Consider the following 22,029-nt stretch of genomic DNA (forward strand, 5'->3'; position numbering starts at 1 on the left):
TAAGACGTTGAAACTGTCGGCACGTGGTCTGGCTAGGAGGCACAAGGGTGCCTAACGCAAGAGGAGAGACCAAGTACGGTCCTCAGCCCATTCGAGTCGTGCTGTTCGAGCGCGGCGTCCCTGGTTCCGAGTTCGCTGACCAGATCGGGATCAACCGTCTGCACGTGAGCAAGGTTAACCGGGGTCACATCATCCCGTCACAGGCATACATCGACGCCGCGTGCGATGCGCTCGCACTGCCTGCTGATCGGTTGTTCAGCCAGGAAGCGCTCAATGCTTCCTACTACCGCGGGGTCAAGCGATGAGCCCCGCAAAGAAGACGGCGACCACGCTGTACGCGGTCGCCGTCCTGAACGGGTTCGCCGGCCCGTTCTTCGCTGTCCTGCTGATCGCCGCTCTAATGAAGGGCGGTGCTGCATGACCAACGGCAACGGTATCCCCCCGACCGCCAGCGGGGTCCCCGCTGATGTGTTGTGGGTCGTCCAGAAGATTGGGTGGCCGGTCTTCCCGGTGTACGAGATCGAGCGCGGTCGGTGCGCCTGCGGGAAGATCGACTGCAAGTCGCCGGGCAAGCATCCGCGCAGTCAGAACGGTGTGGGCGACGCGACCACGGACATGACCAAGATCGAGACCTGGGCGGCTCGCTTCCCACAGGCCAACTGGGCTGCATCGCCGGTCGGTGGCGTCGTAGTTGACATCGACCCGCGTAACGGCGGGTTCGACTCGATGGGCGAATGGGACGTGTCCCTTCCGCACACGACCACGGTCTTGACCGGCGGTGGCGGCAAGCACCTCTACTTCCTGCTCCCGGAAGGCGTCACCGTGGGCAACCGAAACAACTGGCTGCCGGGTGTGGATGCCAAGACGGTCGGTGGCTACGTGCTCTTGCCAGGCAGCAACCACACCAGCGGTGGCGTCTACCAGTGGCAGACCCAGTGTGAGCCGGTCCCCGCGCCGGACGGCCTGATCGCCGCACTCCGTGAACGCAAGGGGTTGGGCTTGCCCGGAACCGACGTCCTGCTGGACGGCGTGCCGGACGGTCAGCGCGACGACATGATCTTCCGTGCTTGCTGCCGATGGTGGCGGCAGTTCCGCCATCACGAGGACAACGGGCTCTCGGCAGTGACGGCGCGCGCGCTGGAGATGGGCCGTAGATGCGAGCCGCCGTTCAGCGACAAGGAGATCGCCACGAAGGTGAAGTCGGCTGCTCGTTACGCACTGGAAGAGCCACGGTTCCGCCACACCGACGACGGGAACGCACAGTTGTACGCGGAGCAGCACGCGGGGTCGTTGAAGTTCACCAACGACTCCAAGACGTGGTTCGCGTGGGACGGGCGGCGTTGGGTCCGCGACGCCGATTTGACCGCGCTGCATAGGGCCAGGCTGACGGCGAGGTCGCTCGTGGACTATGCGATGGACCTCAACAGCGAGGATGCGGGACGCGGAGCCGCGATCGGCTGGGCCAGGACCAGCCTCAACAGTGGCCGGATCAAGGCGATGCCGGAACTCGCGAAGTCGGATGAGCGAATCCACGCGAAGAACGCGGACTTCGACGCACGACCCGACCTCCTCAACACGCCCACCGGGGTCGTGGACCTGAGGACGGGCAAGTTGCTCCCGCACGACCGCGACCAGTTGCACTCCAAGATGACCACCGTCGGGTACGACCCTGATGCCTCGACGGAGTGGTGGGAGAGTTTCGTCCACTGGGCGATGGTCGGTCGCCCTGACCTGATCGAGTTCTTGCAGCGGTCTGTGGGCTACGCACTCACCGGCGAAACCTCAGAGCAGGCGATCTGGCTCCATCACGGTGGCGGAGCCAACGGCAAGTCCACCTTCGTGGAGGCGATCAGCGGCGTCATCGGTGACTATGCAGCTACCGCCGACCCGGAGTTGCTGACGGGCGGTCACACGACGGGCCTGGCCGACCTCCACGGCAAGCGCTTTGTCGCGCTGAGCGAGGTCAAGGAGGGGGCCAAGGTCGATGAGCAGCGCTTCAAGATGCTCTCCGGTGAGGACAAGATCAAGGCGCGGTTCCTCTACAAGGACTTCTTCGAGTTCAAGTCCACGGCGACGATCTTCTGGGCGATGAACCACCTGCCCAAGATCGGCGACGACACGTATGGCATGTGGCGGCGCATCTTCGCCATGCCGTGGGACGCGACCCTGCCACGCGAGCAGCAGAAGAAGGGCGTGGCGGACTGGGCGATCAAGACCCACGGCGCGGGCATCCTGAAGTGGGCGGTACAGGGTGCGGTGGAGTGGTACGCCAGCGGGTTGGTTGTTCCGGCTGACGTGCAGCGCAAGACAGAGGCGTACAAGAACCGTGAGGACACCATGTCGTCCTTCTACGCCGAGCACTTCGTCAAGGAGGTAGACGCGAAGATGCCCGCCACCGACGTGGTGGCGGCGTACAACTCATGGTGCAGGTCTGAGGGTGTCACGGACAAGGAAAGGCTCGGCTCGACGACCGTCAAGCGCAAGTTCGAGGAACGGCTCGGATTGGAGCGCAAGCGCATCATGATCGACGGCCAGAAGGTCGCAGGTTACGAGGGTTACCGAGCCGTCGGGCTTGACGCTGTGCGGTCGTGGTCGTGATTTCCTCGGTTCGGCCGGTCCAGTCCGAAAAAACTGGTCCGTCGATCAACTCTTCTAGAGTCACTCTTTCGAGAGGAGAGTTGGTCGAAGGACCGAAAAAATCGGACCGTGGTTTCGAAGCCAATACGCGGGCGCTCGCGCGCAAGACGGTTGCTGCCAGCCACATCCACGCCGGGGTCCCTGAAACTGCCGTGAGGCCCGATGACGGCCAGACGTCCCGTGCTGCAAACGAAGCCGAGGACTGGGCCATTTGCCTGGACGCGTGGCCCGAACTTCGCGTCCTTGCCGATGAGGTGAAGGACTCCACCGACTGGGAAGACGTCGTGACCCGGCTGTTGGACCTCGACCTTCCCGTAGAGGTCTACGACCTTGCGGTGGACGTGCTGCATGAACGGGTGGCGCTCCCGCCCGTTGCCGGAGTCGCGGTACCCGTGGCGCGAGGCAGGGCTGAGCAGGGCCACCCTGTTGGACGAGTTGCTAAGACTGGGCTACACCGGCTCCGTCAGCAAGACGGCCAGCGACCTCTGGCGACTGATCCTCGAACGTCGCTGAGACGGGCCAGAAGACGATCTGGCGGGCTCGGAGGATCACCACGGGTCAACTACCAGCCGGTGACTGTTGACCCGCCAGACGACCTCTCAGCACGTGACCCCGCTTTCTGGAGAAAGCGAGTTCGCGCTTACGGCTTGCGCACCCACTCGTCGATCATTTTCTTGGGCATCCCGAGGGACTCCATGGCCCTCACTTGAGCCTCATAGTTGCTGATCTCCTTCAACGTGGAGTCCCGCCTCGCTCGCGCGTCCCGCGCCTTCTTGATGCGATCCACCCGACCGCCGTAGACGATTGCGACGACTGCTGAGGCAACCGCGGGAAGAGACAGGAGGGCGCTAGTCGAGTAGTCGACCGACTCTGGGGTGATGCTGTCCAGAGCGAGCCAGGCGAAGTACACGAAGGCGACCAAACTCAGTACGACCATGGCCCAGGTCGCGAAGTACGTGCCCTTGTCTCGGCCGCTGTTCCTTGCCGCGTAGAACTCGACCTCGTAGAGCAACTGCGCCCGCAACGCCTTGCCCTCGGGCGACTCGGCTGCCGTCTCCTTGGTCGTCTCAATCAGCAACTTCAGTTGCTGCACCTCGCGCGTCTGGCGCGTAGCGGTCAGTCGCGCCGCAAGTGCGCTGATGACCGCGACTGCGACGGTGGCTAGAGGGGCTGCGTAGTCCGAGATGTTCACGGCGGAGGACTGTATCGGCGAGCGACGAGTGCGAGGGGCGGAATCGTGCAATGGACGCCCGAAGCCCGCTGGTGCGGGTCTGTGCATCCCGGTTTACATCGCCACATCGACCTGCCGTAATCGACTCGAACCGAACGCTTGTTCGGGCGACGGAACGATGGAAGGAACCGACATGGCTACCGCAACCGCACGTAAGACCGCCGCCAAGAAGGCAGCGACGAAGGCCCCCGCTACCCCTGCCAAGGAGGCGCCCGTCAAGGGCCAGCACCGCTCGGCGCTGCTGGACGAACTGAAGGCGGCGGGATGGACCGGCCCTACCTCCTACACCGCTACGGCTCTGCGGGAGACCCTCCTGCCGTGGGTGAAGGCAGGGTGCCCCGCTGGCAACGAAGGGATCCCAGCCGGTGCCATGAACCACGCGCACCCCAAGCCGAAGGTCGAGCGCAAGACGCGCGCCAGCAAGGCGCGCGTCGCAGCGTTGGGGGACGTCGCCACGCTCATCCAAGGTGGCGCATCGCTCGCTGACGTCAAGAAGTGGCTGGCTGAGCAGCTGCAGCACGCCTCATGACCGTCCGCGCCAACGCATCGCGGCCCGTGCCCTACCGAGGTGCGGGCCGCCGTGCCGTCATCTACCTCCGCACCTCTGGTCTTGGACAGGTGGACCGTGAAGGACCCCGCGTGCAGGAGGCTGACTGCCGCCGCTACGCCGCCGCCCTCGGCATGACTGTCGTTGCTGTGCTGCACGAGGCAGCCGTCACGGGTGACGCAGACGACCGCCCTGCCTTCGCTGACGCTCTTCTTGCCATCGAGGACGGCGAAGCGGACGCGGTGGTGGTCGCCACCCGCTCCCGACTGGCGCGCAATCTGATGGTGCAGGAGGCGCTACTGCGACGCGCCTGGGACCTTGGCGCGGAGGTGCATGAAGCCGACTACGGGTTGATCCCGGAGGACGACCCCGACGACCCCACCCGGACGTTCGTTCGCCAGATGCTCGGTGCCGTTGCCCAACTGGACAAGGCCATGACCGTGCAGAGGCTCCGCAAGGCCCGCCAGCAGAAGGCGGCGCGCGGCGAGAAGGCCGTAGGTCGCTACAAGTTCGGGCAAGGCGGCAAGGACCACGCAAGGGAGGCGGTTGTCCTCGCCGACCTCCGCGCCCGCCTCGACGCGGGCCAGACCCCCGAGCAGGTCGCGTTCGCACTCAACGCCCTGCCGTACGACCACTGGCGGACCCGCTCGGGCAAGCCCTGGACCCCGGCGAACGTGAAGCGGGTGGCCTCGTTGGCGTAGACGGCTTCTACGCGAGGTCGGGCCTCAGGGAGCGAGAACCTTCGGGCCGTTGCGAGGACCGTCGGCGTAGATCCCCAAAGATCGGCCAGCTAGCCGACTTCATCATCGAAGAACGCGCCATGCTTGACCTTGTGGAAGTTTTTTTGAGAGTTACGTACACCATTGCAGAGGCCATGCCCACAATTGGGTAAGAGGCTTCAAACTCCCAGGTCAAGTGGCATTTGTCAGCAACTACAAACGCGCAAACTGACGCGTACACACCACTGCTAACTTTGTAGACCCCTCCGAAGGGGGGTTACGAGTTGCGCGATCCGCTTGCGTTCGATTGGGAGTCCCCCTAGGGTTCTCGTCAGGTGGGAGCGGTCCCAAGAAGGAGGTGCACATCGTGAGCAGCGACAGCTTCGAGTTCGAGGAAGTCACGCTCCCCGTGGGGGATGACGTGAGGCAGGGGTCCGGTGCGCCCTACATGTCGTACAAGGGGTTTCTGAACCTGCTGACCCGGTTCTCCGAAGAGGGGTTGCCGGGGCGCTTCGATGGCAGCTACTTCGGGAACGCCAGCGGCAGCCTCGTCGCACAGGTGCGAGGCTCCATGCGCTTCCTGGACCTCATCGACGAGGAGAAGCACCCGACGGACCTGCTCAAGACCATCACCGAGGCGAGCGAGGACGAGCGCAAGCAGTACCTCAAGATGATCTTTGAGGAGAAGTACGCCGACGCCCTCGCCCTGAGCAAGAACGCCACTGCTGGTCAGTTGGCCGAAGTCTTCCGCGACCGAGGCCTCTCCGGTGCCACGGTGCAGAAGGCGATCACGTTCTTCCTTGGCATGGCCGATGACGTGGGCGTCGAGTTGAGCCCGCACTTCAAGAAGGGCCGCGTCGCCGCCAGCAACGGTGGGAGCCGAAAGCGACGTGCCGCGAAGACGGCTCCCGCTGCCCCGACTCCCGCCCCTACTCCCCACGTGGTCGAGCCGAAGGTGTCGTCCGTCGAGGCGCAGAAGGCCGCCTACGTGAACATGCTGATGGATCTCGCTACGAAGGACAACGCCGACGCGAACTCCCAGCAGACGTTGCTCGACCGAATTGAGAAGGCGCTGGGGATCGGTGCCCCTGGCGCAGGGGGAGGACCTACAGACTTGCCCTGACGGGAATGCGGGGGTCCACACCCTGCTCCAACCCAGATGGGAAGAAGGAGACGGCGAACGTACGCGCTGGCTCCAACGATCGGCCGGTGGCGTCAGTCTTGCGAGGGCGGGCGTCACCGGCCACCTTCTTCAGTGGCTTGCGCACATAGTAGCCACGTATCGCGTGTGCCGACTAGGTAACAGGTCACATCCGCCATGCTGCGGACCGTACTCGCGACCACCGACACTCTTGCGCCCTCGGCGCGACGGGCGCGAACCGGCCTCTCGCCATCGTTCGCGCCCGTCGCGGGTATCTGTCCCGACTACGAGCTACGACCCGTCAGAGGGCATCTCAGGACACCGAACCACGAAGGTGTGTCCGGCCCCCAGGGCCTCGCCGCACTGGACGCAGATGAGATCCTCGCCAGTGTCCTCCGGACAGTCCTCCGGACAGTCCGCCTTGTGCGGCTCCCGGCTGAGGTCAACCTCGCAGCAACAGCACGTGGTGAAGTCGACGCGGAACTGCGCGCCCTCAAGAGACTTGAGCGCCCCGCCCCTCCGGTGGGCGGTGAACTCAACGGCGCCGAGATGCGCAGGCGGCACGCCCAAGTAGTCGGCTACTGCCGCGCGAATCCTGTCAGTCATGTGAAGCCTCCTGTGCTTCGGAGTCGTTGGACGACTCAAACGAAGCAGCGGGGTCCCTCACGGCTGAATGGCCCGACACGCCATCGCTTACCGCGTGCTGGTCACTGCGTGAGCAAGCATGCAGGACGGAAACCTGTTGCGCAAGGCGAAGCGCTGGTTCCCCGCCCGACCGGCCCATGAGCGAAACCGGTCGGGCGGGGTGATCGTGTGCCGAGTGCGGGGCGGCGGCACTGGCAGCCCCGCACTCGGCGTACCCGGCACGGGCACGTCATCCGGCGTCGAGATCGTCCCGGATGTGCTTGGGGATGCGAGCAGCCTGCTTGGCTGCCGCGGCATCCGTAGGTGCGTCGAACATCGACGGCTGGCGGTGCGCGTAGGGACCCGGCTCACCGAAGGCTCTCATCGAGACGACCTCAGCGTCGGGGGTGTGACTCTCAGCGAAGGCGTCGTAGGCGTCCTGAACGGGGTCGAGAACCTCGCCCCGAACAACCTCCCCTGCCTCGATCGCGGGAGGCGCTGCAGGATGATCAACACGCCTGGGGGCAAGCCCCTCGGGGTCGCCCAGCAGGTTGCGGAACAACTTCTCGACCGGGTCGGTCTCGATGTCCACCACGACCTTCTTGGCGTCCTCCATCCCCGTTGCTTTCATGACCATCTCGGCAGCCTTCAACCTCGCCGCATCCGAGGACTTGGGGTTGTTGAGGATGCCCTCCACGACCTCACGCGCCTGGTCCGCAAGGTTGACGTACCGCTCTTTGGCGCGCTTCTGGACGTTGGGCAGGTGACCCCCGTGCTTGTCGCAGACGATGGACCCTGCGAGCGCCTCACGCTTGCAGCGAGTCCCAGCCTGCGTCGGTGCCGCGCAGCGGACGACGGGCGAACCGGCCCACTCCATCTGTTGCCACCGCTCTTCCGAGTGGCTGATCCGCCGTCCCATCGCTCACTCCTTCCACTGAACCGGACCGAAGTTGTCGTTCAGGTAGTCCACGCACATCAGGCAGACGTGGAACTCGATGGCGGCGGTACCAGCAGGGACCAGGACTGTGCGGCCGGTGGTGCTGACGTGGTGTCCGTCGCAGCGGTCGCAAATGGTCCACACGTCGGCGGTGGGACGGTCGGTGTCGATCCCGTGGACCTTGCGTGCCTCGAACGCTCGTTGAGCGGGAAGCACGCGGACGTGCTCGGCTTCCAGCGGTTCGTCGTGGCCGAACGTGTGACGACCGTTGGCGGCGAACTCGACAATGCGGCCAATCAGTTCGTCCTCGGTCAGGTGGGCGTTGCCGCCGCACAGGAGGTTGACCTCCTGCACGGCAGCAACGACGTTGTCCGCGTGGGTCTGAGTGCTCATGTCAGTACCTCTCTCAGAACGTCGGAGCGGTGTAGCTCGCGTTGGTGGTGACCTGCAGGACCGCAGCCGCGCCGCGGTGACGGACGCCGACGCCGAAGCCTCGGTTGTAGTACGAGTCGATCAGCGGGTAGTCGGGCGTCTTGCCCTTGACGATCCGCAGCCCCTGCAGGCTGGTCTGCACGTGCTCACGGAACGCAATCGGATTGCGTTCCGAGTTCGACCCGCCCGTCGCGAGGCAAGCCACGTAACCAGCAGGGATCAGCGGGTTGCTGACGATCAGGGCGTACCCGTACTGGCCGAGAACCTTGAGACCGTTGAACTGGCCGGAGGGGCGACTTCCCACCAGCGTCTCAGCGGTCAGGTACGGGGGCGCGTCGTCGGAGGCGATGAAGTCGAACTTGGCGCCGCTGCCCGAACGGAATCCAGCGATGACGTCGGCTTCCTCCGGGTTGGCGAGGACCACCAGCGTCTGGCCGTCCCCGTCGCCGTACCCGTGGTGCTTCACGGTGTCGACCAGGACCTCGACGTCCGCCGGGGCGAGGGCTGCCGTCCCGGTCGTGAGGTAGTGACTGTGGGTCGAGGGGAACGTGGACCCGTTGTGCTCGGGCGGCGCCTTGCCGTCCGTTCCGTTCCACAGCGAGTAGACGGTCGTACCGTCCTCGTTGACGCCGTTAACGTTGCTGAACAGCCGGTTCATGATCGCCTTGAACGTGAGCCGGTTGTCCGCCTCGAGCGCGCCGTTGTGAACCGCAGCAACCTGGTTTGCCGACGCGTCGGCGAGGTACTTCCACGTGAAGCGGGTCGCGAGGTCGTACCACTTGAAGGTGTAGCCCATCGGCAGCATTCCTGCCTCTAGACGGGCGCCCTTGGGGACGCCGTACTCGGACGCTTCCTCGAAGTCCGAGGTGCCGCCCGGCGTCTGCAGGACGGTCTCGCCCTTGGCCGTGGTCTGGAAGGTGAACAGGTCAACCAGCGCGCTGCGCTTCTGGTTGGCGAGGTCCAGGGTCGAGATGAACTCGTCCCAGATGCTGTTGATGTCGGTGCCGTCGGCGAGGACCTTCAAGACGTCGCCGGCAGCGTTGTATCCGCGTGCCATGGGGTCTCCTTGGAGATGAGAGTCGTGTCGGGGTCACGCCCTATCCCTCCGGGACACGGGTCGTGCGGTGAGTCTTTGGCGCTGCCTATGGACTCGGGGCGACGGCGGGACCTCTGGTCAACCTGCCGTCCGTCGAAGTCGATAGTAGCCGAGATGGAAAGACCTTCTTTTTAGACACGGTTGGCGGTCTCCGCCCCGTGGGTCGTGCTGCTGATCATGTCCTTCCAGTCCGACGTGATCACGCGCTACTCCTCGGCCACCGGTGTGCTGGTGCTCGCCGTGGGGGCGGCCGCCTGCACGGGGGCGTACGCACTGATGACGCGCATCGGTCGGCTGCCCGTCGAGCGAAGGATCCTGGCGTGACTCCGGCGGTGGCCGGCGCCTTCGTCGGCGCGCTCGGGGGAGTGGGCCTGCTCGTCGTCGCGGCTCGCATCGTCGCCATCCGGCGTACGTCGCTCGACCTCCGTGTGCTGCCGTGGGTGCAGGACCTGCCCCGCCTCGACACCGCCGTCGGTCCCGTACGCCGACTGGTCGCCCCCTCGCCCGACGAGCCCAGCGCCTCACCGCTCGCCGCGGCCTCGGGGTTGGTGGCGCCCGCGTTGCGACGGGCCGCCGACGCGGTCGACAGCGTGCTCGGCGGGAGTGCCTCCGTGCAGCGCCGCCTGCAACGCGCGGGGCTGGAGACCACCGTCCATGAGTTCCGGGTCGAGCAGGTCGTGTGGGGACTGGTCGGCTTCGCCGCCGTCGCAGCGTGGCGGGTCCTCGCGGCGTTGGGCGGCGACACCCGGGTGGTCCCGGCCCTGCTGCTCTGCGCGTGTGCCTTCGCCGGCGGGGTCATCGCCCGCGACCAGCGGCTCAGCAGCCAGGCGGTCGCCCGGGACCGCGCGATCCTGGCCGAGTTCCCGGTGCTGGCCGAGCTGCTGGCGCTGGCCGTCGCGTCGGGGGAGGGGCCCGTCGCGGCGCTCGACCGGGTGGTCGCGAGGAGCACCGGCGAGCTGTCGCAGGACCTCGGCCGGGTGCTGGCCGAGATCCGGACCGGCGAGCCCGTCATCGTCGCCTTCGACCGGCTCTCGCGCACGACAGGCGTCCCGATGGTCGCCCAGTTCTCCCAGGGCCTGGCGATCGCGCTCGAGCGGGGCACCCCGCTCGCCGACGTCCTGCACGCCCAGGCCGGCGACGTACGCGAGGCGGGACGTCGCGCCCTGATCGAGTCCGCCGCGCGGCGCGAGGTCTTCATGCTCGTGCCGGTCGTCTTCCTCGTGCTCCCGGTCGTCATCCTCTTCGCCCTCTACCCGGGCCTCGTCGGCCTGCGGATCACCACGCCCTGACCACCGCTCATCACCACCCACCACATCTCGGAGGAAAGCCATGCCCACCCCGCGTCTCGACCACCTCACCCGCGTCTCCCTCGCCGTGCGCGTGACCACCCACCTGCTCGGTCTGGGGGAGCGTCGCGACGAGCGTGGCGACGTCCCCGGCTGGGTGATGATCACGGTGATGACCGTCGGTCTGGTCGCCGGCCTCCAGCTCTTCATCGGTCCCGAGCTCGAGTCGATGCTGCGCTCGGCCCTCGGCAAGGTCACCAACTGACGTGTCGCGGCTCCGGGAGCATGACGAGCGCGGGTCGGCGGTCGTCGACTTCGTGCTCGTGATGGTGCTCCTGGTGCCGCTCGTGCTCGGCGTGATGCAGCTGGCGCTGGTGCTCCACGTGCGCAACACGGTCGCGCTCGCGGCCTCCGAGGGTGCGCGCCACGCGGCCGCGTGGGAGTCCACGCCCTCGGACGGCCTCGTGCGCACCCGCGACCAGTGGACGGGCGCGGTCGCCGAGCGTTTCGTGAAGGCGACCCGTATCGAGGTCACCGACTTCGCGGGGACGCCCGCCTACCGGGTCGAGGTCGACGTGGCCGTGCCTGCCCTGGGGCTCGGCGGCCCCGCGGTCGCCTTCACCGTCGCCGGCAACGCGGTGATCGAGCCCGACCCGAGCGGGGCCGTGCCGTGAGCCGCCGGGCGCTGGTCGGACGCCGCGACGAGCGGGGCAGCGGACTCATCGAGTTCATCTGGCTGGGGATCCTGCTGATCGTCCCGCTGGTCTGGATCGTGCTGTCGGTCTTCGAGGTGCAGCGCGGTGCGTTCGCGGTGAGTGCGGCTGCTCGGGCCGCGGGACGGGCGTACGTCCTCGCCCCCGACGAAGCCAGCGCGCGTGCGCGTGCCACCGAGGCCGCCCGGCAGACCCTCAAGGACCAGGGCGGTCCCGACATGCCGCTCGACGTGGAGGTCGACTGCAGCCTAGGCGCCGGTCGCTGCCTGGCGGGTACGTCCGTGGTCACCGTGACGATCAGCTCCGGTGTCACGCTGCCGATGGTGCCCGAGATCTTCCGGCGTGGGCAGACCGACTTCGACCTCGAGGCCAGGCACCGAGTCCCGATCGGCCAGTACGTCGAGGGTGCGCCGTGACCAGGCAGCCGGGGGAGTTCTGGCGGAGCGAGCGGGGGTCGGTGACGCCGATGATCATCGGTTTCGCCGCCTTCCTGCTCGTCCTGGTCGCGGTGGTGGTCGACGCCTCAGCCGCCTACCTGCAGCGCCAGGGTCTGACCACGTTGGCCGACGGAGCCGCGTTGCAGGGCGCCGACCTTGGGTCCGTGGGCGCCTACACCGACGGCATCCCCGAGGGGCGGCTGACGCAGAGCGCCGAGCAGGTCCACACCGCCGTCGGCCAGCACCTCGCCGCGGTGGGGGCGTACGACACGTACCCCGGCCTGGCCCACGACGTCGCCGTCGATCCCGGCGCGGGCGTCGTCACGGTGACCCTGCGCGCACCACTCGACCTGCCGCTCGCGGTGCCGGGCGTCGCAAGCGATCCTGTGATCGTCGCGACCGGGCGGGCCGCGGTCACGGTGCAGCGCTGAGCCCAGCCTCGGGCTCAACCCGGCCCCGGCCAGCGCTGTGCACGCCCCCGCGCAGCACAGCACCGGCCGGGCCGAGGCGGGTGCTGGCTACTCAGCCACCACCGCGTACTGCAGGCCAGCCACGGCGTCGGAGTCGTCACCTACGTTGACGACCAGTGCGACGCTCAGAGTGACGGCGCTGATCGCGACCACGCGCCGCACCTGCCTCTTCCCCCAGGTCGTGTCTGACTGCATGCGGAGATCCTGTCCGCCAGCCCCACCGGGTCGACAGAGTCGATGTACTCACTTCAGGGCCGATGGTCCCGAGCCACCGGGCTGGCTGCTGCATCACCGCACCCGTCGATGGGTACAGGGCTGTCCGACCACGCGCGGCCACCCGCCGCCCGATGCCGACGACACGGAGGAGAACCCGATGAGCCACACCCCTGACGAGCCCAACCTGGTCGACGACAGCCCCGCCGAGACCAGCGCCCAGATGGGCGACCAGTCCCACGACCAGGACAGCGAGCCCAGCTCCGCTCCCTCCGGCGCGGCGGCCGCCGAGACCGACGACGACGCCGACCCTGACGCCGGTCCTGCCTCCGCCCCGGCAGGCGCCGCAGACCCGGACGCAGACGAGGAGGTGTGAACGCCGCCGAGGTGGGGACGGAGTAGCCATGACGACGGCACTGCACGAAGAGACGGGTGACTCGACGGCGCGTGACGGCAGGAGGTGACCGCGGCCAGCGAGGTGGTCAACCTCGACGACGCACGCCGCAGGCGCAAGGCCCGCGTCCCCGGTGGACGCTTCGGCATCGTCGCCACGACAGAAGGCCGACCACGAGCGCCTCGACCAGCTCCTCGACGAGTCACCGCACCCCGCGGACGCGACGCCACCGACCGCGCTCGTACGCTCTCCGCCATCGCGCGCCTCGTCTTCCCGCACGCCTACGCCGAGGAGTCCTTGCTGTGGCCGGTGGTCCGCCGCGCGGTGCCCTTCGGTGAGGCCCTCACCGCCGGCGTCGAGGAGGAGCACCAGGAGGTCAACGCCCTGTGGCGCCGCCTCGAGGCCCTGCAGCACTCCGGCGACCTCGACGAGGACCACCAGGCCGTGGTCGCCCGGCTGGTCGAGCTGCTGCGCGCCGACGTGCGCGACGAGGAGGAGCGGATCCTCCCGCGCCTCGAGGAGACCCTCACCCCGACCCAGCTGCGGATGATCGGCCTGGGCTGGGAGCTGGTCCGCCGCACCGCCCCCAGCCGGCCGCACCCCGTCACCTCCCGCCTGGCGCCCGGCCACGTCATCACCGCCGTACCCCTCACCGTCCTCGACCGCAGCCGTGACCTGCTCGACGCCGTCAGCCTGCGCAGCCCCCGGATCGCCCGCCCCTGCCGGGGCGTCAGCGCCCGCCTGGGCGGCGCCGCAGCCCGCCTCGAGCGGATCGGCGCCCAGCCCGAGGATGAGCGCGCGCCACGTCGTACGCCCGGGGTCGCCCGCCTCCGCCTGGTCGGTGGCGCGGACACCGTGCCGGGACCGGTGTGAGCCCGAAGTGAGACCGACGTGAGCCAGACCGGGGACACCCTCACCTTCATCGGCACGGCCACCACGGTCCTGCGGATCGGCTCCTTCACGCTCCTCACCGACCCCAACTTCCTGCACCGCGGCCAGCGTGCCTACCTGGGCAAGGGGTTGTGGTCGCGGCGCGTGACCGAGCCCGCGCTCCAGCCCGCCGACCTGCCCCGGCTCGACGCGGTCGTGCTCTCGCACCTGCACGGGGACCACTTCGACCGGGTCGCCCGCCGCGACCTCGACCGCACCCCGCCGGTGCTCACCACCGGGCCCGCCGCCGACAAGCTGCGGAAGTGGGGCTTCGACGCCCGCGGCCTGCACACCTGGGAGCGCCACGTGCTGAGGGCCGGCGACGAGACCCTCGCCGTCGAGTCGCTGCCCGGCATCCACGCGCGCGGCGTGATGGGGGCGCTGCTGCCCCCGGTCATGGGGTCGCTGCTCGAGCACAGCGTCGGCGGGCGGGTGCGTCAGCGCGTCTACCTCAGCGGCGACACCCTCACCGGCGGCCACCTCAGCGAGATCGCCCGCCGGCACCCGCACATCGACACCGCGGTCGTCCACCTCGGCGGCACCCGGGTGCTGCTGCACACCGTCACCATGGACGCCGCCCAGGGCGTCGACTTCCTGCGCCGGGTGCACCCGGAGCGGACCGTGCCCGTGCACCACGACGACTACCCGGTCTTCCGCTCACCGCTCTCGCACTTCCTGCAGCTCGCCCGCCGCGAAGGCCTCGCCGACGGCATCCAGACCGTCGAGCGCGGGCAGACCGTCTCGATCGAGCCGGTGTGAGAGCAGCCCAGATGGGTACGGGTGCACCCACCAAGCTTCCCGACACGAGGAGATGCAGATGAGCGCCAGTGACGATGGAGTCGTGAAGGTCAGCCGCGACGTCGATGCCCCCGCCTCCGCGGTGTGGGACGTGCTCGCCGACGGCTGGTTCTACCCGATGTGGGTGGTGGGCGCCGCCCGGATGCGCGACGTCGACCCCGACTGGCCCGCCGTCGGGTCGCGGCTGCACCACTCGGTGGGCAACTGGCCGCTGCTGCTCGACGACAAGACCGAGGTGCTCGAGGTCGAGGAGCCCCGTCTGCTGCGGCTCAAGACGCACGGGTGGCCCGCGGGCGCCGCCGAGGTGATCCTCGAGGTCGAGGAGGTCGGGGCCGACCACTGCCGCATCCACATCCGTGAGGACGCGGTCGAGGGCCCGGGGTCCCTGGTGCCCCAGCCGGTGCGTCAGCTGATGATCGGCCCCCGCAACCGCGAGACGATGCGCCGCCTGGCGCTGCTGGTCGAGGGTCGCGCGAGGGGCCGAGGCACCAGCGACTGACGCTGGCTCAGGGCAGCAGCCGCGACCAGGCCGTGCGCAGCAGCTGACGGCGTACGGCCCCCTGGGCGCCCAGGGCGGAGCGCGCGGCGTTCCACCCGCAGGCACCGTGGACGCCGCCGCCGGGGTGCGCCGACGCGCCCGCCAGGTAGAGCCCCGGCACCGGCGTCTCCGGGCGCCCGGTGCCGTTGGCGGGCCGGAAGACCAGCTGCTGGTGCAGGTGGGCGGTGCCGCCGTTGATGGCGCCGTTGACCAAGTTGCTGTTGGCAGTCTGCAGGTCAGCCGGACGCTGCACGTGCTCGGCCAGCACCCGGTCGGAGAAGCCGGGAGCCGCCTCCTCGATCACGCGGCGCATCGCCTCCGCGCTCGCCTCGACCCCGGCCTCGTCCCGGGCCAGGTCGTGGGAGAGGTGGCTGTAGGCCCAGACGCTCTCGGTGCCGGCGGGGGAGCGAGTGGCGTCAGCCGTCGTCATCTGCCCGAGCAGCACGAACGGGTCGCGCGAGACCCGCCCGGTCGCCATCGAGGCGGCGTGGTCGACGAAGCCGTGGCGCCCCACGCCCAGGTGCACGGTGCCGGCGCCGACGGCCTCCGGCGAGCGCCACGGGACAGGCCCGTCGAGCGCCCAGTTGAGCTTGAGGGTGGGGTGGTCCCACTGGAAGCGCGACAGGGCCCGGACGTACGACTCGGGCAGGTGCTCGTGGCCCACCAGCCGGTGGAAGAGGGTCGGCGCGTCGACGTCGGCGAGCACGGCGCGGCGGGCGGCGATCCGCTCACCGTCAGCCAGGCGTACGCCGACCGCACGGCCGTGGCGCACCTCCACGGCCTCGACCCGGACGCCCGTACGCACGCTCCCACCCGCCGCGGTGAAGCGCGCGGCCATCGCGTCCGCCAGAGACTGCGCACCACCGCGCGGGGTGGGGAAGCCGACGTCCTGGGCGAGCATGCTCATCAGCCAGCCGAAGAGGCCGCTGCCGGCGGAGTCCGGGGGCAGGTCTGAGTGCATGGCGTTGCCGGTCAGCAGCGCCCGCGGGCCCTCGCCGGCGAACCGCTCGTCGCCGAGCCGGGTCACCGGCAGCAGGGCAAGGCGTACGAACTCGAGCATGCCCTCGGTGCCGAGCCGGCGCACCAGCCGCGCCCCGGCCTTCACCGGCGGGATCGGGGTGAAGAGCGCATCGAGCAGCGGCTCCTTCACCTGGTCCCACTGGGCGACCATCGTCAGCCAGGCGTCGCCGTCGCCGGCGGCCTGGTCGTCGAGGGCGGCAGCCGTCGCCTCCGCGTTCCGCTCGATCGCGGTGGCGCTGCCGTCGGGGAAGACGTGGGTGACCACGCGTGGTGCCTGCTCCCAGGCCAGCCCGTGGTGCTCCAGGTGGAGGTCACGGATCACCGGCGAGGCAGCGGCCAGCGGGTAGAACGCGCTGAAGAGGTCGTTGCGGAAGCCCGGCGCGGTGACCTCGGCGGTCCGCACCGCCCCGCCGACGGTCTCGTTGGCCTCGACCAGGACCACGCTCCACCCGGCGTCGGCCAGGGCGTTGGCGGCCACCAGGCCGTTGGGTCCGGCCCCGACGACGACCGCGTCGGCGCTGCTGGGCGTGGGGGTCATGGGCTCTCCGGAGGTCGGGGCGGGGACGGGCGGACCACGTCAATCTGCAGGTCAGTCTGGCTCAGTCTCCCGGCCACTCGCCGGTCCAGCGCTCGAAGGCGCGCGCACCACCGCGGTTGATCAGGGCGCGGACGACCGTGAAGATCGCGCCCTGCACGGCCGCGGCGGCGATGATCTTGGGCAGGTGGTGCTCCGACTGCAGCGGCGTCGGCGGGTCCTCGGAGACCGGGTCGACCGCGGCCCAGACGCGTTGGAAGATCTGGGCGGCCACGATGCCGCCGAGCATGGAGGCGACCAGCCCCCACGGTCGGTAGAGGATCTTGGCCGACTTGCTGGTCTGCTTCTCGGCGCGGGCGGTGCTCATGCGTGCCTCCGAAAGGTCGGGGAGTGGGCGGGTCGAGAGGGTGCGTCCGGCCGGTGGCCGGCTCCCTTGCCCGTTCCCCACTCGCCCCCAAGTCATGCCACCCTGCCGGATGAGCTGTCCCGAGATGCGCGACGGCCGGTGGCGTGCGGATGCACACCACCGGCCGTCGTGCCGGGCTCGGGGCCATGGGGGTTGCCCCGAGAGACCGAGCCTGGGTCAGCGCGCGGGCAGGATCCGCCCGGTGCACTCGCCGAAGCCGATCCGGTGGCCGTTGGCCCCCGGAGCGGTGGCGGTCAGGGTGATCTCGTCGCCGTCGAGCAGGAACGTGCGCTCCTCGCCGTTGACGGTGATGGGCTCCGCGCCGCCCCAGGTCAGCTCGATGAAGGCGCCGCGCTGGTCCTTCTCCGGGCCGGAGATGGTGCCCGACGCATAGACGTCACCGGTGCGGGTGGGGGCGCCGTTGACCGTGGTGTGGGCCAGCATCTGCGCGGGCGACCAGTACATCTCCGCGTACGGGGGACGGGTCACGGTCTGGCCGTTCCAGGCGACCTCGAGGTCGACGTCGAGGCCCCACGGCTGCTTCATCTGCAGGTAGGACAGGACCTGGGGGTCCTGGTCGGGGACGCTGACCTTGGCCTCCTGCAGCGCGAGCATCGGGATGACCCACGCCGAGATGGTCGAGGCGAACGACTTGCCGAGGTTGGGGCCGAGCGGGACGTACTCCCAGGCCTGGATGTCGCGGGCCGACCAGTCGTTGAAGAGCACCGCGCCGAAGATGTGCTGCTCTGCCTCGTCGGCGGCGATCTGGGTGCCCATCGCGTTGCCGGTGCCGACGATGAAGCCGAGCTCGGCCTCGATGTCGAGGCGCACCGACGGTCCGAAGACCGGCTCGGGGTCCTGCGGGCCCTTGCGTTGGCCCTGCGGGCGGACGATGTCGGTGCCCGAGACCACGATGGAGGCGGAGCGGCCGTGGTAGCCGACCGGCAGGTGCTTCCAGTTCGGCATCAACGGGTCCGGGTTGTCCGGGCGGAAGAGTCGACCGAGGTTGGAGGCGTGGTGCTCGGAGGCGTAGAAGTCGACGTAGTCGGCGACCTCGACCGGCAGGTGCATGGTCACGTCGGTCAGCGAGTGGATCGCCTCGTGCGGCACGTCGCCGCGCAGGGCCTCGCCGATCGCGGCCCGCACCTCGACCCAGCGGGCACGGCCCTGGGCCATGAACGGGTTGAGGGTGGAGGCCTCGAAGACCGCGTTGTCGCCGTCGGTGCCGAGCAGCAGCCCCAGGTCGATCGCGTGGTTGTCGAGGCGGGTGGCCACGCGCGGGGCGGAGCCGTCGACGCTGTAGACGCCGTAGGGGAGGTTGTCGAGCCCGAAGAGGGAGTCCTCGGGGACGCTGAGCGCGGTCATTCGTCGTTTCCTTCGAAAGGGTTGAGGTCGAGCGTGAGGAGGCCGAGGTCGGCCATCTCGTCGTGTGGCTCGACGATCGAGCAGGTGCCGAAGCTGCGGAAGGCTGCCCGGACCTCGCCGCCGCGGGCGGCAGCCGCACGTACGCGGGTGGTCACCGCCTCAGGGTCGCGCTCGGCGAGCGCCTGGACGACCTCGTCGGTGCCGGCGCCGCGCTGGGCGGCGTCGACGGCGGCGAGCAGGTTGAGGAAGCCGTGCTGCTCGAAGCCGGTGCTCGGGTCGGTGTTGCGCAGCGCGTGGTGCAGGCCGGCGGTGGCCTTGAACGGCACCCCCGCCTCCACCAGCGTCGACACAGCCTCGCCGAGCTCGCGCTCGTCGGGGTAGAGGTCGGCACGGATGCCGCCGGTGCGCAGCTTGGCCAGGTAGGGCGTGCCGGCCAGGGCCTTCACGATCGCCGGGCGACGGTCGTCGCGGGGGAGCTCGACGAAGACCTCGATGCCGTCGCGCCCAGCCAGGGCCTCGGCCAGGGCGGGGACCACCGCGTCGGGCTCGACGCCCTCGGGCACCACGACCTCCAGGGCCGCGACCACGACACCGCCGATCGCGTCGGCCGTGGCCAGCACGGAGCTGACCTCGCCCGGCGAGGGCACCGTCACCGCGACCTCGAAGCGCTCGTCGGCGTCCACCAGGTCGGCCAGCTGCGGCAGGGCCGCGGCCGACACGATGAACGGACCGACCAGGCCCGCGTGCCCGCTCGCCAGGTGCTCGCGGTGGGCCGGCACGGCCGACTCCAGCGCGAGGTTGCCGGGAGGGAAGATCGCCGCGTCGTCGCAGAAGCCGGTGAGCAGGCTGCGTACGTCAGGATCGGTGGACAGGGTCACTTGGTGCCGCCCGACTGGCCGCCGTTCCACGAGTACGTGTAGACGCCGTCGTCGGTCGCGCGACCGGCCTCACCGAGGTCGAGCGGACGGAACGTGTCGACCATGACGGCGAGCTCGTCGAAGAACTCGGCGCCGATCGAATGCTCGTACGCGCCCGGCTGCGGGCCGTGCGGGTGACCGCCCGGGTGCAGGCTGATCGAGCCCTGGCCGATGCCCGAGCCCTTGCGGGCCTCGTAGTCGCCACCCACGTAGAACATGACCTCGTCGGAGTCCACGTTGGAGTGGTAGTAGGGCACCGGGATCGCCAGCGGGTGGTAGTCGACCTTGCGTGGCACGAAGTTGCAGATCACGAAGTTGTGGCCCTCGAAGACCTGGTGCGCCGGCGGCGGCTGGTGGACCCGGCCGGTGATCGGCTCGTAGTCGGAGATGTTGAAGGCGTACGGGTAGAGGCAGCCGTCCCAGCCCACCACGTCGAAGGGGTGGTGCGGCAGCGTGTGCACCGACCCGGCGATGCCCGACGGGCCCGGGCCGCGATGCTTGATGAAGACGTCGACGTTTTCGCCCTTGACGACGCGCGGGGCCGACGGGCCGCGCAGGTCACGCTCGCAGTAGGGCGCGTGCTCGAGGAGCTGGCCGTACTTGGAGAGGAACCGCTTCGGCGGGCCGATGTGGCTGTTGGCCTCGATCACGTAGATCCGGGTCGGGCCCTTCGGGACGACCCGGAAGGTGGTCGCGCGGGGCACGATCACGTAGTCGCCCTGGCCCGCCTCGATGTCGCCGAAGACGGTCTCGACGACCGCCTCGCCGTCCTCGAGGTAGAGGCACTCGTCACCGATCGCGTTGCGGTAGTACGGGCTGGTCTCGGTGGCGAGCACGTAGGACAGGCGGACGTCGGCGTTGCCGAGCAGCAGCCGGCGACCGGTCACCGCGTCGACGCCCTCACCCGGCGCGGCGTCGGGGAAGAGCTGGTGGGTCGAGAGGTGGATCGGTCGCAGCGGGTGGTTCGGGACCAGCGACAGGTCGCCGATCTCCCACTCGCGCACCTCAGCCACGGCCGAGGGGATGTAGGTGTGGTACAGCAGCGAGGAGTCGGAGGAGAACCCCTCCTCACCCATCAGCTCCTCGAAGTAGAGGGTGCCCTCGGGGGAGCGGTGCTGGGTGTGACGCTTCGGCGGAATGGTGCCCGCGGAGCGGTAGAAAGCCATCGAACTCTTCTTTCGTCGATTCTCTGGTGAGGGTCAGCGGATCGACTGCGCCAGGGCCACGGCCTCGGCGAAGTCGGACTCTCCGGCGCTGTCGCCCAGCAGCAGCGCCAGTCGGGTCAGGAAGCCGTCGCGGTCGTCGGCGGCGACGGCGTCCAGACCTTCGGAGAGGGCCAGCCAGATCGCCTCGCGGGCGGCCTCGGCCGGGTCCTGCTCCGGAGCCTGCTCGAACGCTGCCTCCTCAACCACTGCACTCGACACCACTGCACTCGACACCACTGCACTCGACACCACTGCACTCGACACCACTGCACTCGACACCACTGCACTCGACACCACTGCACTCGACACCACTGTGGCATCCGACTGGTCGTCGGTCGAGGGGCGACGGCGCGGCCGGTGGCCAGCGCGTCGACGGTCGTACGCAGCCCTCCCGCAGCGCCGCGGGCGAGCAGCAGGCCGTCGGGACGCACCACGAAGAGCTCGCCGGGCTGGGCGCCCCAGGCGGTGGCGACCTCGGTGGCGGGGTCGTCGAGCACGGCGACCTCGGCCGGGGTCATGCCGACCACGCCGCCGGCGGGCGCCAGCACGCGGCTGACGAACGAGCGCGCAGTCTCGTACGTCCGTGTCCGGTAGGCGACCCTCGGCGTGAAGCCCGCTCGGGCGCAGCAGTCGTGCGCGTGGCTGCCGCTCGGCGGGGCGTCGAGCAGCACCATCGGGTCCTTGCGCAGGTGCGACAGGTCGACCGGGCCGGCGTCCTCGGCCAGCCGGTGGGTGGCCGGGAGAACCACCCGCGGCCGCAGGTGGGCCAGGGTGCCGTGCGCCCAGGTCGCGGCCAGGTCGAGGTCGTACATGATGGCGAGGTCGAGGTCGCCCGACTCCAGCCGCGAGGTCAGCTGGTCCTGGGTCAGCTCGTGCACCTCGAGGCGGGCCTCGGGGTGGCGCTGCGTGAAGGCGGAGACCAGCTGCGGCAGCACGGTCGGCGCCAGCGAGGGGTAGCAGCCCAGGCTGACCAGACCCGAGACGCCGCGCTCGTCACCGCGGGCGTCGGCCTCCAGCTCGGAGCCTGGTGCAGCAGGTAGCGGGCGCGCGGCAGCACCAGCTCGCCGCTGGCGGTGAGGCTGACGCCCTTGGCCTTGCGGCGGTGCAGCAGCTGCGTCTGCAGGTGGCGCTCCAGCTCCGTGACCGAGGCCGACAGTGCGGAGGGGGAGATGTGCAGGCGCTCGGCGGCGCCGCTGATGGTGCCGGCCTCGGCGACGGCGACGAAGGCCGCCAGCTGGTTCATCGTGAATGCCGGGACACCCTCTGCTCTGGCCACGACCTGACCGTAGTCGGGCGGCGCCGGAGCGGCCAAGGTGGGCCGTATGGCCTACCCAGAATCGGGATTGGGTGGTGGGTGTCCACGTTGTCTCGATTTGGGGGATGTGGGGCCGGAGGACTGCTGGCACGGTCCTCCTGCGGCATGTGGTCCTCGGGAGGG

At 69.4% G+C, this 22,029-nt stretch carries 28 protein-coding genes; 15 read left to right on the forward strand and 13 right to left on the reverse strand.

The genetic code is table 11. The features are described from left to right. The first annotated feature begins 98 nt into the window (after nt 1–98). Both E2C04_RS17640 and E2C04_RS04765 read left to right on the forward strand, forming a co-directional pair. Nucleotides 99–305, forward strand: a complete 207-nt coding sequence (locus E2C04_RS17640; protein ID WP_158630598.1) for a helix-turn-helix domain-containing protein — start codon at nt 99–101, stop codon at nt 303–305. Between the two features lie 112 nt (nt 306–417). Further along, nucleotides 418–2,598, forward strand: coding sequence for a phage/plasmid primase, P4 family (locus tag E2C04_RS04765; protein ID WP_158630599.1), 2,181 nt, complete (start codon nt 418–420; stop codon nt 2,596–2,598). A 679-nt stretch (nt 2,599–3,277) separates the two neighbouring features. On the opposite strand, the gene E2C04_RS04770 is transcribed toward E2C04_RS04765, so the two are convergent. Beyond that, the gene (locus E2C04_RS04770) at nt 3,278–3,829 is read right to left on the reverse strand and encodes a hypothetical protein (protein ID WP_135831752.1); all 552 of its coding nucleotides are present in this window, start codon (nt 3,827–3,829) and stop codon (nt 3,278–3,280) included. A 172-nt stretch (nt 3,830–4,001) separates the two neighbouring features. Here E2C04_RS04770 and E2C04_RS04775 point away from each other — a divergent pair, with 172 nt between their 5' ends. The 3 genes from E2C04_RS04775 to E2C04_RS04785 all read left to right on the forward strand — a co-directional run bounded on the left by E2C04_RS04775 (nt 4,002) and on the right by E2C04_RS04785 (nt 6,257). Beyond that, the gene (locus E2C04_RS04775; protein ID WP_135831753.1) at nt 4,002–4,397 is read left to right on the forward strand and encodes a hypothetical protein; all 396 of its coding nucleotides are present in this window, start codon (nt 4,002–4,004) and stop codon (nt 4,395–4,397) included. Then, complete coding sequence (locus E2C04_RS04780) at nt 4,394–5,116, forward strand: recombinase family protein (protein ID WP_135831754.1); 723 nt, start codon at nt 4,394–4,396, stop codon at nt 5,114–5,116. Before E2C04_RS04775 ends, E2C04_RS04780 begins: the two co-directional genes overlap by 4 nt. A 325-nt stretch (nt 5,117–5,441) precedes the next feature. Further along, entirely contained in the window at nt 5,442–6,257 is an 816-nt protein-coding gene (locus E2C04_RS04785; RefSeq protein ID WP_145965130.1) for a DUF5343 domain-containing protein, read from the forward strand. A 309-nt stretch (nt 6,258–6,566) separates the two neighbouring features. Here E2C04_RS04785 and E2C04_RS04790 read toward each other — a convergent pair whose 3' ends face one another. The 4 genes from E2C04_RS04790 to E2C04_RS04805 form a co-directional block, all read right to left on the reverse strand. Further along, complete coding sequence (locus tag E2C04_RS04790; protein WP_135831756.1) at nt 6,567–6,881, reverse strand: hypothetical protein; 315 nt, start codon at nt 6,879–6,881, stop codon at nt 6,567–6,569. 268 nt (nt 6,882–7,149) lie between these two features. Then, nucleotides 7,150–7,818, reverse strand: coding sequence for a hypothetical protein (locus E2C04_RS04795; protein ID WP_135831757.1), 669 nt, complete (start codon nt 7,816–7,818; stop codon nt 7,150–7,152). A gap of 3 nt (nt 7,819–7,821) precedes the next feature. Further along, the gene (locus E2C04_RS04800; RefSeq protein WP_135831758.1) at nt 7,822–8,190 is read right to left on the reverse strand and encodes a hypothetical protein; all 369 of its coding nucleotides are present in this window, start codon (nt 8,188–8,190) and stop codon (nt 7,822–7,824) included. Nucleotides 8,191–8,242: 52 nt separating this feature from the next. After that, entirely contained in the window at nt 8,243–9,325 is a 1,083-nt protein-coding gene (locus E2C04_RS04805) for a hypothetical protein (protein WP_158630600.1), read from the reverse strand. A 180-nt stretch (nt 9,326–9,505) separates the two neighbouring features. Between E2C04_RS04805 and E2C04_RS04810 the strand changes: the two genes are divergently transcribed. The 6 genes from E2C04_RS04810 to E2C04_RS04835 are packed head-to-tail and all read left to right on the forward strand — an operon-like array spanning nt 9,506 to nt 12,231. After that, on the forward strand, nt 9,506–9,688 hold the full coding sequence (locus E2C04_RS04810; protein ID WP_188421247.1) for a hypothetical protein: 183 nt from the start codon (nt 9,506–9,508) through the stop codon (nt 9,686–9,688). Next, a complete protein-coding gene (locus tag E2C04_RS04815) occupies nt 9,685–10,653 on the forward strand; it encodes a type II secretion system F family protein (RefSeq protein WP_135831760.1) in 969 nt (322 codons plus the stop codon). Before E2C04_RS04810 ends, E2C04_RS04815 begins: the two co-directional genes overlap by 4 nt. 40 nt (nt 10,654–10,693) lie before the next feature. Beyond that, nucleotides 10,694–10,915, forward strand: coding sequence for a hypothetical protein (locus E2C04_RS04820; protein WP_135831761.1), 222 nt, complete (start codon nt 10,694–10,696; stop codon nt 10,913–10,915). 1 nt (nt 10,916) lies between these two features. Beyond that, nucleotides 10,917–11,324 (forward strand): TadE/TadG family type IV pilus assembly protein, encoded by a 408-nt coding sequence (locus E2C04_RS04825; protein WP_229721458.1) that lies wholly within the window; start codon nt 10,917–10,919, stop codon nt 11,322–11,324. Continuing rightward, the gene (locus E2C04_RS04830; RefSeq protein ID WP_135831762.1) at nt 11,321–11,779 is read left to right on the forward strand and encodes a hypothetical protein; all 459 of its coding nucleotides are present in this window, start codon (nt 11,321–11,323) and stop codon (nt 11,777–11,779) included. Before E2C04_RS04825 ends, E2C04_RS04830 begins: the two co-directional genes overlap by 4 nt. Beyond that, on the forward strand, nt 11,776–12,231 hold the full coding sequence (locus tag E2C04_RS04835) for a pilus assembly protein TadG-related protein (RefSeq protein ID WP_229721459.1): 456 nt from the start codon (nt 11,776–11,778) through the stop codon (nt 12,229–12,231). Before E2C04_RS04830 ends, E2C04_RS04835 begins: the two co-directional genes overlap by 4 nt. Nucleotides 12,232–12,318: 87 nt before the next feature. Here E2C04_RS04835 and E2C04_RS17645 read toward each other — a convergent pair whose 3' ends face one another. Further along, nucleotides 12,319–12,465, reverse strand: coding sequence for a hypothetical protein (locus E2C04_RS17645; protein ID WP_158630601.1), 147 nt, complete (start codon nt 12,463–12,465; stop codon nt 12,319–12,321). A 178-nt stretch (nt 12,466–12,643) separates the two neighbouring features. Here E2C04_RS17645 and E2C04_RS04840 point away from each other — a divergent pair, with 178 nt between their 5' ends. The 4 genes from E2C04_RS04840 (at nt 12,644) to E2C04_RS04855 (ending at nt 15,104) form a co-directional block, all read left to right on the forward strand. After that, the gene (locus E2C04_RS04840; RefSeq protein WP_135831763.1) at nt 12,644–12,859 is read left to right on the forward strand and encodes a hypothetical protein; all 216 of its coding nucleotides are present in this window, start codon (nt 12,644–12,646) and stop codon (nt 12,857–12,859) included. Between the two features lie 84 nt (nt 12,860–12,943). Further along, nucleotides 12,944–13,750: a hemerythrin domain-containing protein gene (locus E2C04_RS04845; RefSeq protein ID WP_135831764.1), complete on the forward strand. Its 807-nt coding sequence runs from the start codon at nt 12,944–12,946 to the stop codon at nt 13,748–13,750. 18 nt (nt 13,751–13,768) lie between these two features. Continuing rightward, nucleotides 13,769–14,566 (forward strand): MBL fold metallo-hydrolase, encoded by a 798-nt coding sequence (locus E2C04_RS04850; protein ID WP_135831765.1) that lies wholly within the window; start codon nt 13,769–13,771, stop codon nt 14,564–14,566. A gap of 58 nt (nt 14,567–14,624) precedes the next feature. Beyond that, entirely contained in the window at nt 14,625–15,104 is a 480-nt protein-coding gene (locus E2C04_RS04855; protein WP_135831766.1) for an SRPBCC family protein, read from the forward strand. A 7-nt stretch (nt 15,105–15,111) separates the two neighbouring features. Here the strand turns inward: E2C04_RS04855 and E2C04_RS04860 are convergent, their stop codons facing one another. The 7 genes from E2C04_RS04860 to E2C04_RS18505 form a co-directional block, all read right to left on the reverse strand. After that, nucleotides 15,112–16,701 carry a phytoene desaturase family protein gene (locus tag E2C04_RS04860; RefSeq protein ID WP_135831767.1) on the reverse strand — a complete coding sequence of 530 codons (1,590 nt, stop codon included), beginning with the start codon at nt 16,699–16,701 and terminating at the stop codon, nt 15,112–15,114. Nucleotides 16,702–16,762: 61 nt separating this feature from the next. Next, on the reverse strand, nt 16,763–17,065 hold the full coding sequence (locus E2C04_RS04865) for a DUF4235 domain-containing protein (RefSeq protein ID WP_135831768.1): 303 nt from the start codon (nt 17,063–17,065) through the stop codon (nt 16,763–16,765). A gap of 216 nt (nt 17,066–17,281) precedes the next feature. Continuing rightward, nucleotides 17,282–18,469 carry a fumarylacetoacetase gene (gene fahA, locus E2C04_RS04870; protein WP_135831769.1) on the reverse strand — a complete coding sequence of 396 codons (1,188 nt, stop codon included), beginning with the start codon at nt 18,467–18,469 and terminating at the stop codon, nt 17,282–17,284. Further along, complete coding sequence (locus tag E2C04_RS04875; RefSeq protein ID WP_202977909.1) at nt 18,466–19,347, reverse strand: hypothetical protein; 882 nt, start codon at nt 19,345–19,347, stop codon at nt 18,466–18,468. The genes fahA and E2C04_RS04875 overlap by 4 nt, the downstream gene beginning before the upstream one ends. After that, on the reverse strand, nt 19,344–20,552 hold the full coding sequence (locus E2C04_RS04880; protein ID WP_135831770.1) for a homogentisate 1,2-dioxygenase: 1,209 nt from the start codon (nt 20,550–20,552) through the stop codon (nt 19,344–19,346). Before E2C04_RS04880 ends, E2C04_RS04875 begins: the two co-directional genes overlap by 4 nt. 116 nt (nt 20,553–20,668) lie before the next feature. Beyond that, nucleotides 20,669–21,526 carry a LysR substrate-binding domain-containing protein gene (locus tag E2C04_RS18500; RefSeq protein WP_202978011.1) on the reverse strand — a complete coding sequence of 286 codons (858 nt, stop codon included), beginning with the start codon at nt 21,524–21,526 and terminating at the stop codon, nt 20,669–20,671. Further along, nucleotides 21,457–21,867 (reverse strand): LysR family transcriptional regulator, encoded by a 411-nt coding sequence (locus tag E2C04_RS18505; RefSeq protein ID WP_202977910.1) that lies wholly within the window; start codon nt 21,865–21,867, stop codon nt 21,457–21,459. Before E2C04_RS18505 ends, E2C04_RS18500 begins: the two co-directional genes overlap by 70 nt. Nucleotides 21,868–22,029: the final 162 nt, after the last annotated feature.

Source organism: Nocardioides daphniae, from assembly GCF_004777465.1.
Classification (GTDB): Bacteria; Actinomycetota; Actinomycetes; order Propionibacteriales; family Nocardioidaceae; genus Nocardioides; species Nocardioides daphniae.

Bases quoted from the DNA above. Each gene is read 5' to 3' on its own strand.
- E2C04_RS17645 (WP_158630601.1), bottom strand. From the start codon at position 12,465: ATGCAGTCAGACACGACCTGGGGGAAGAGGCAGGTGCGGCGCGTGGTC.
- fahA (WP_135831769.1), bottom strand. From the start codon at position 18,469: ATGACCGCGCTCAGCGTCCCCGAGGACTCCCTCTTCGGGCTCGACAAC.
- E2C04_RS04865 (WP_135831768.1), bottom strand. From the start codon at position 17,065: ATGAGCACCGCCCGCGCCGAGAAGCAGACCAGCAAGTCGGCCAAGATC.
- E2C04_RS04805 (WP_158630600.1), bottom strand. From the start codon at position 9,325: ATGGCACGCGGATACAACGCTGCCGGCGACGTCTTGAAGGTCCTCGCC.
- E2C04_RS04820 (WP_135831761.1), top strand. From the start codon at position 10,694: ATGCCCACCCCGCGTCTCGACCACCTCACCCGCGTCTCCCTCGCCGTG.
- E2C04_RS04780 (WP_135831754.1), top strand. From the start codon at position 4,394: ATGACCGTCCGCGCCAACGCATCGCGGCCCGTGCCCTACCGAGGTGCG.
- E2C04_RS04790 (WP_135831756.1), bottom strand. From the start codon at position 6,881: ATGACTGACAGGATTCGCGCGGCAGTAGCCGACTACTTGGGCGTGCCG.
- E2C04_RS04795 (WP_135831757.1), bottom strand. From the start codon at position 7,818: ATGGGACGGCGGATCAGCCACTCGGAAGAGCGGTGGCAACAGATGGAG.
- E2C04_RS04855 (WP_135831766.1), top strand. From the start codon at position 14,625: ATGAGCGCCAGTGACGATGGAGTCGTGAAGGTCAGCCGCGACGTCGAT.
- E2C04_RS04775 (WP_135831753.1), top strand. From the start codon at position 4,002: ATGGCTACCGCAACCGCACGTAAGACCGCCGCCAAGAAGGCAGCGACG.
- E2C04_RS04840 (WP_135831763.1), top strand. From the start codon at position 12,644: ATGAGCCACACCCCTGACGAGCCCAACCTGGTCGACGACAGCCCCGCC.
- E2C04_RS04765 (WP_158630599.1), top strand. From the start codon at position 418: ATGACCAACGGCAACGGTATCCCCCCGACCGCCAGCGGGGTCCCCGCT.
- E2C04_RS04860 (WP_135831767.1), bottom strand. From the start codon at position 16,701: ATGACCCCCACGCCCAGCAGCGCCGACGCGGTCGTCGTCGGGGCCGGA.
- E2C04_RS04880 (WP_135831770.1), bottom strand. From the start codon at position 20,552: ATGGCTTTCTACCGCTCCGCGGGCACCATTCCGCCGAAGCGTCACACC.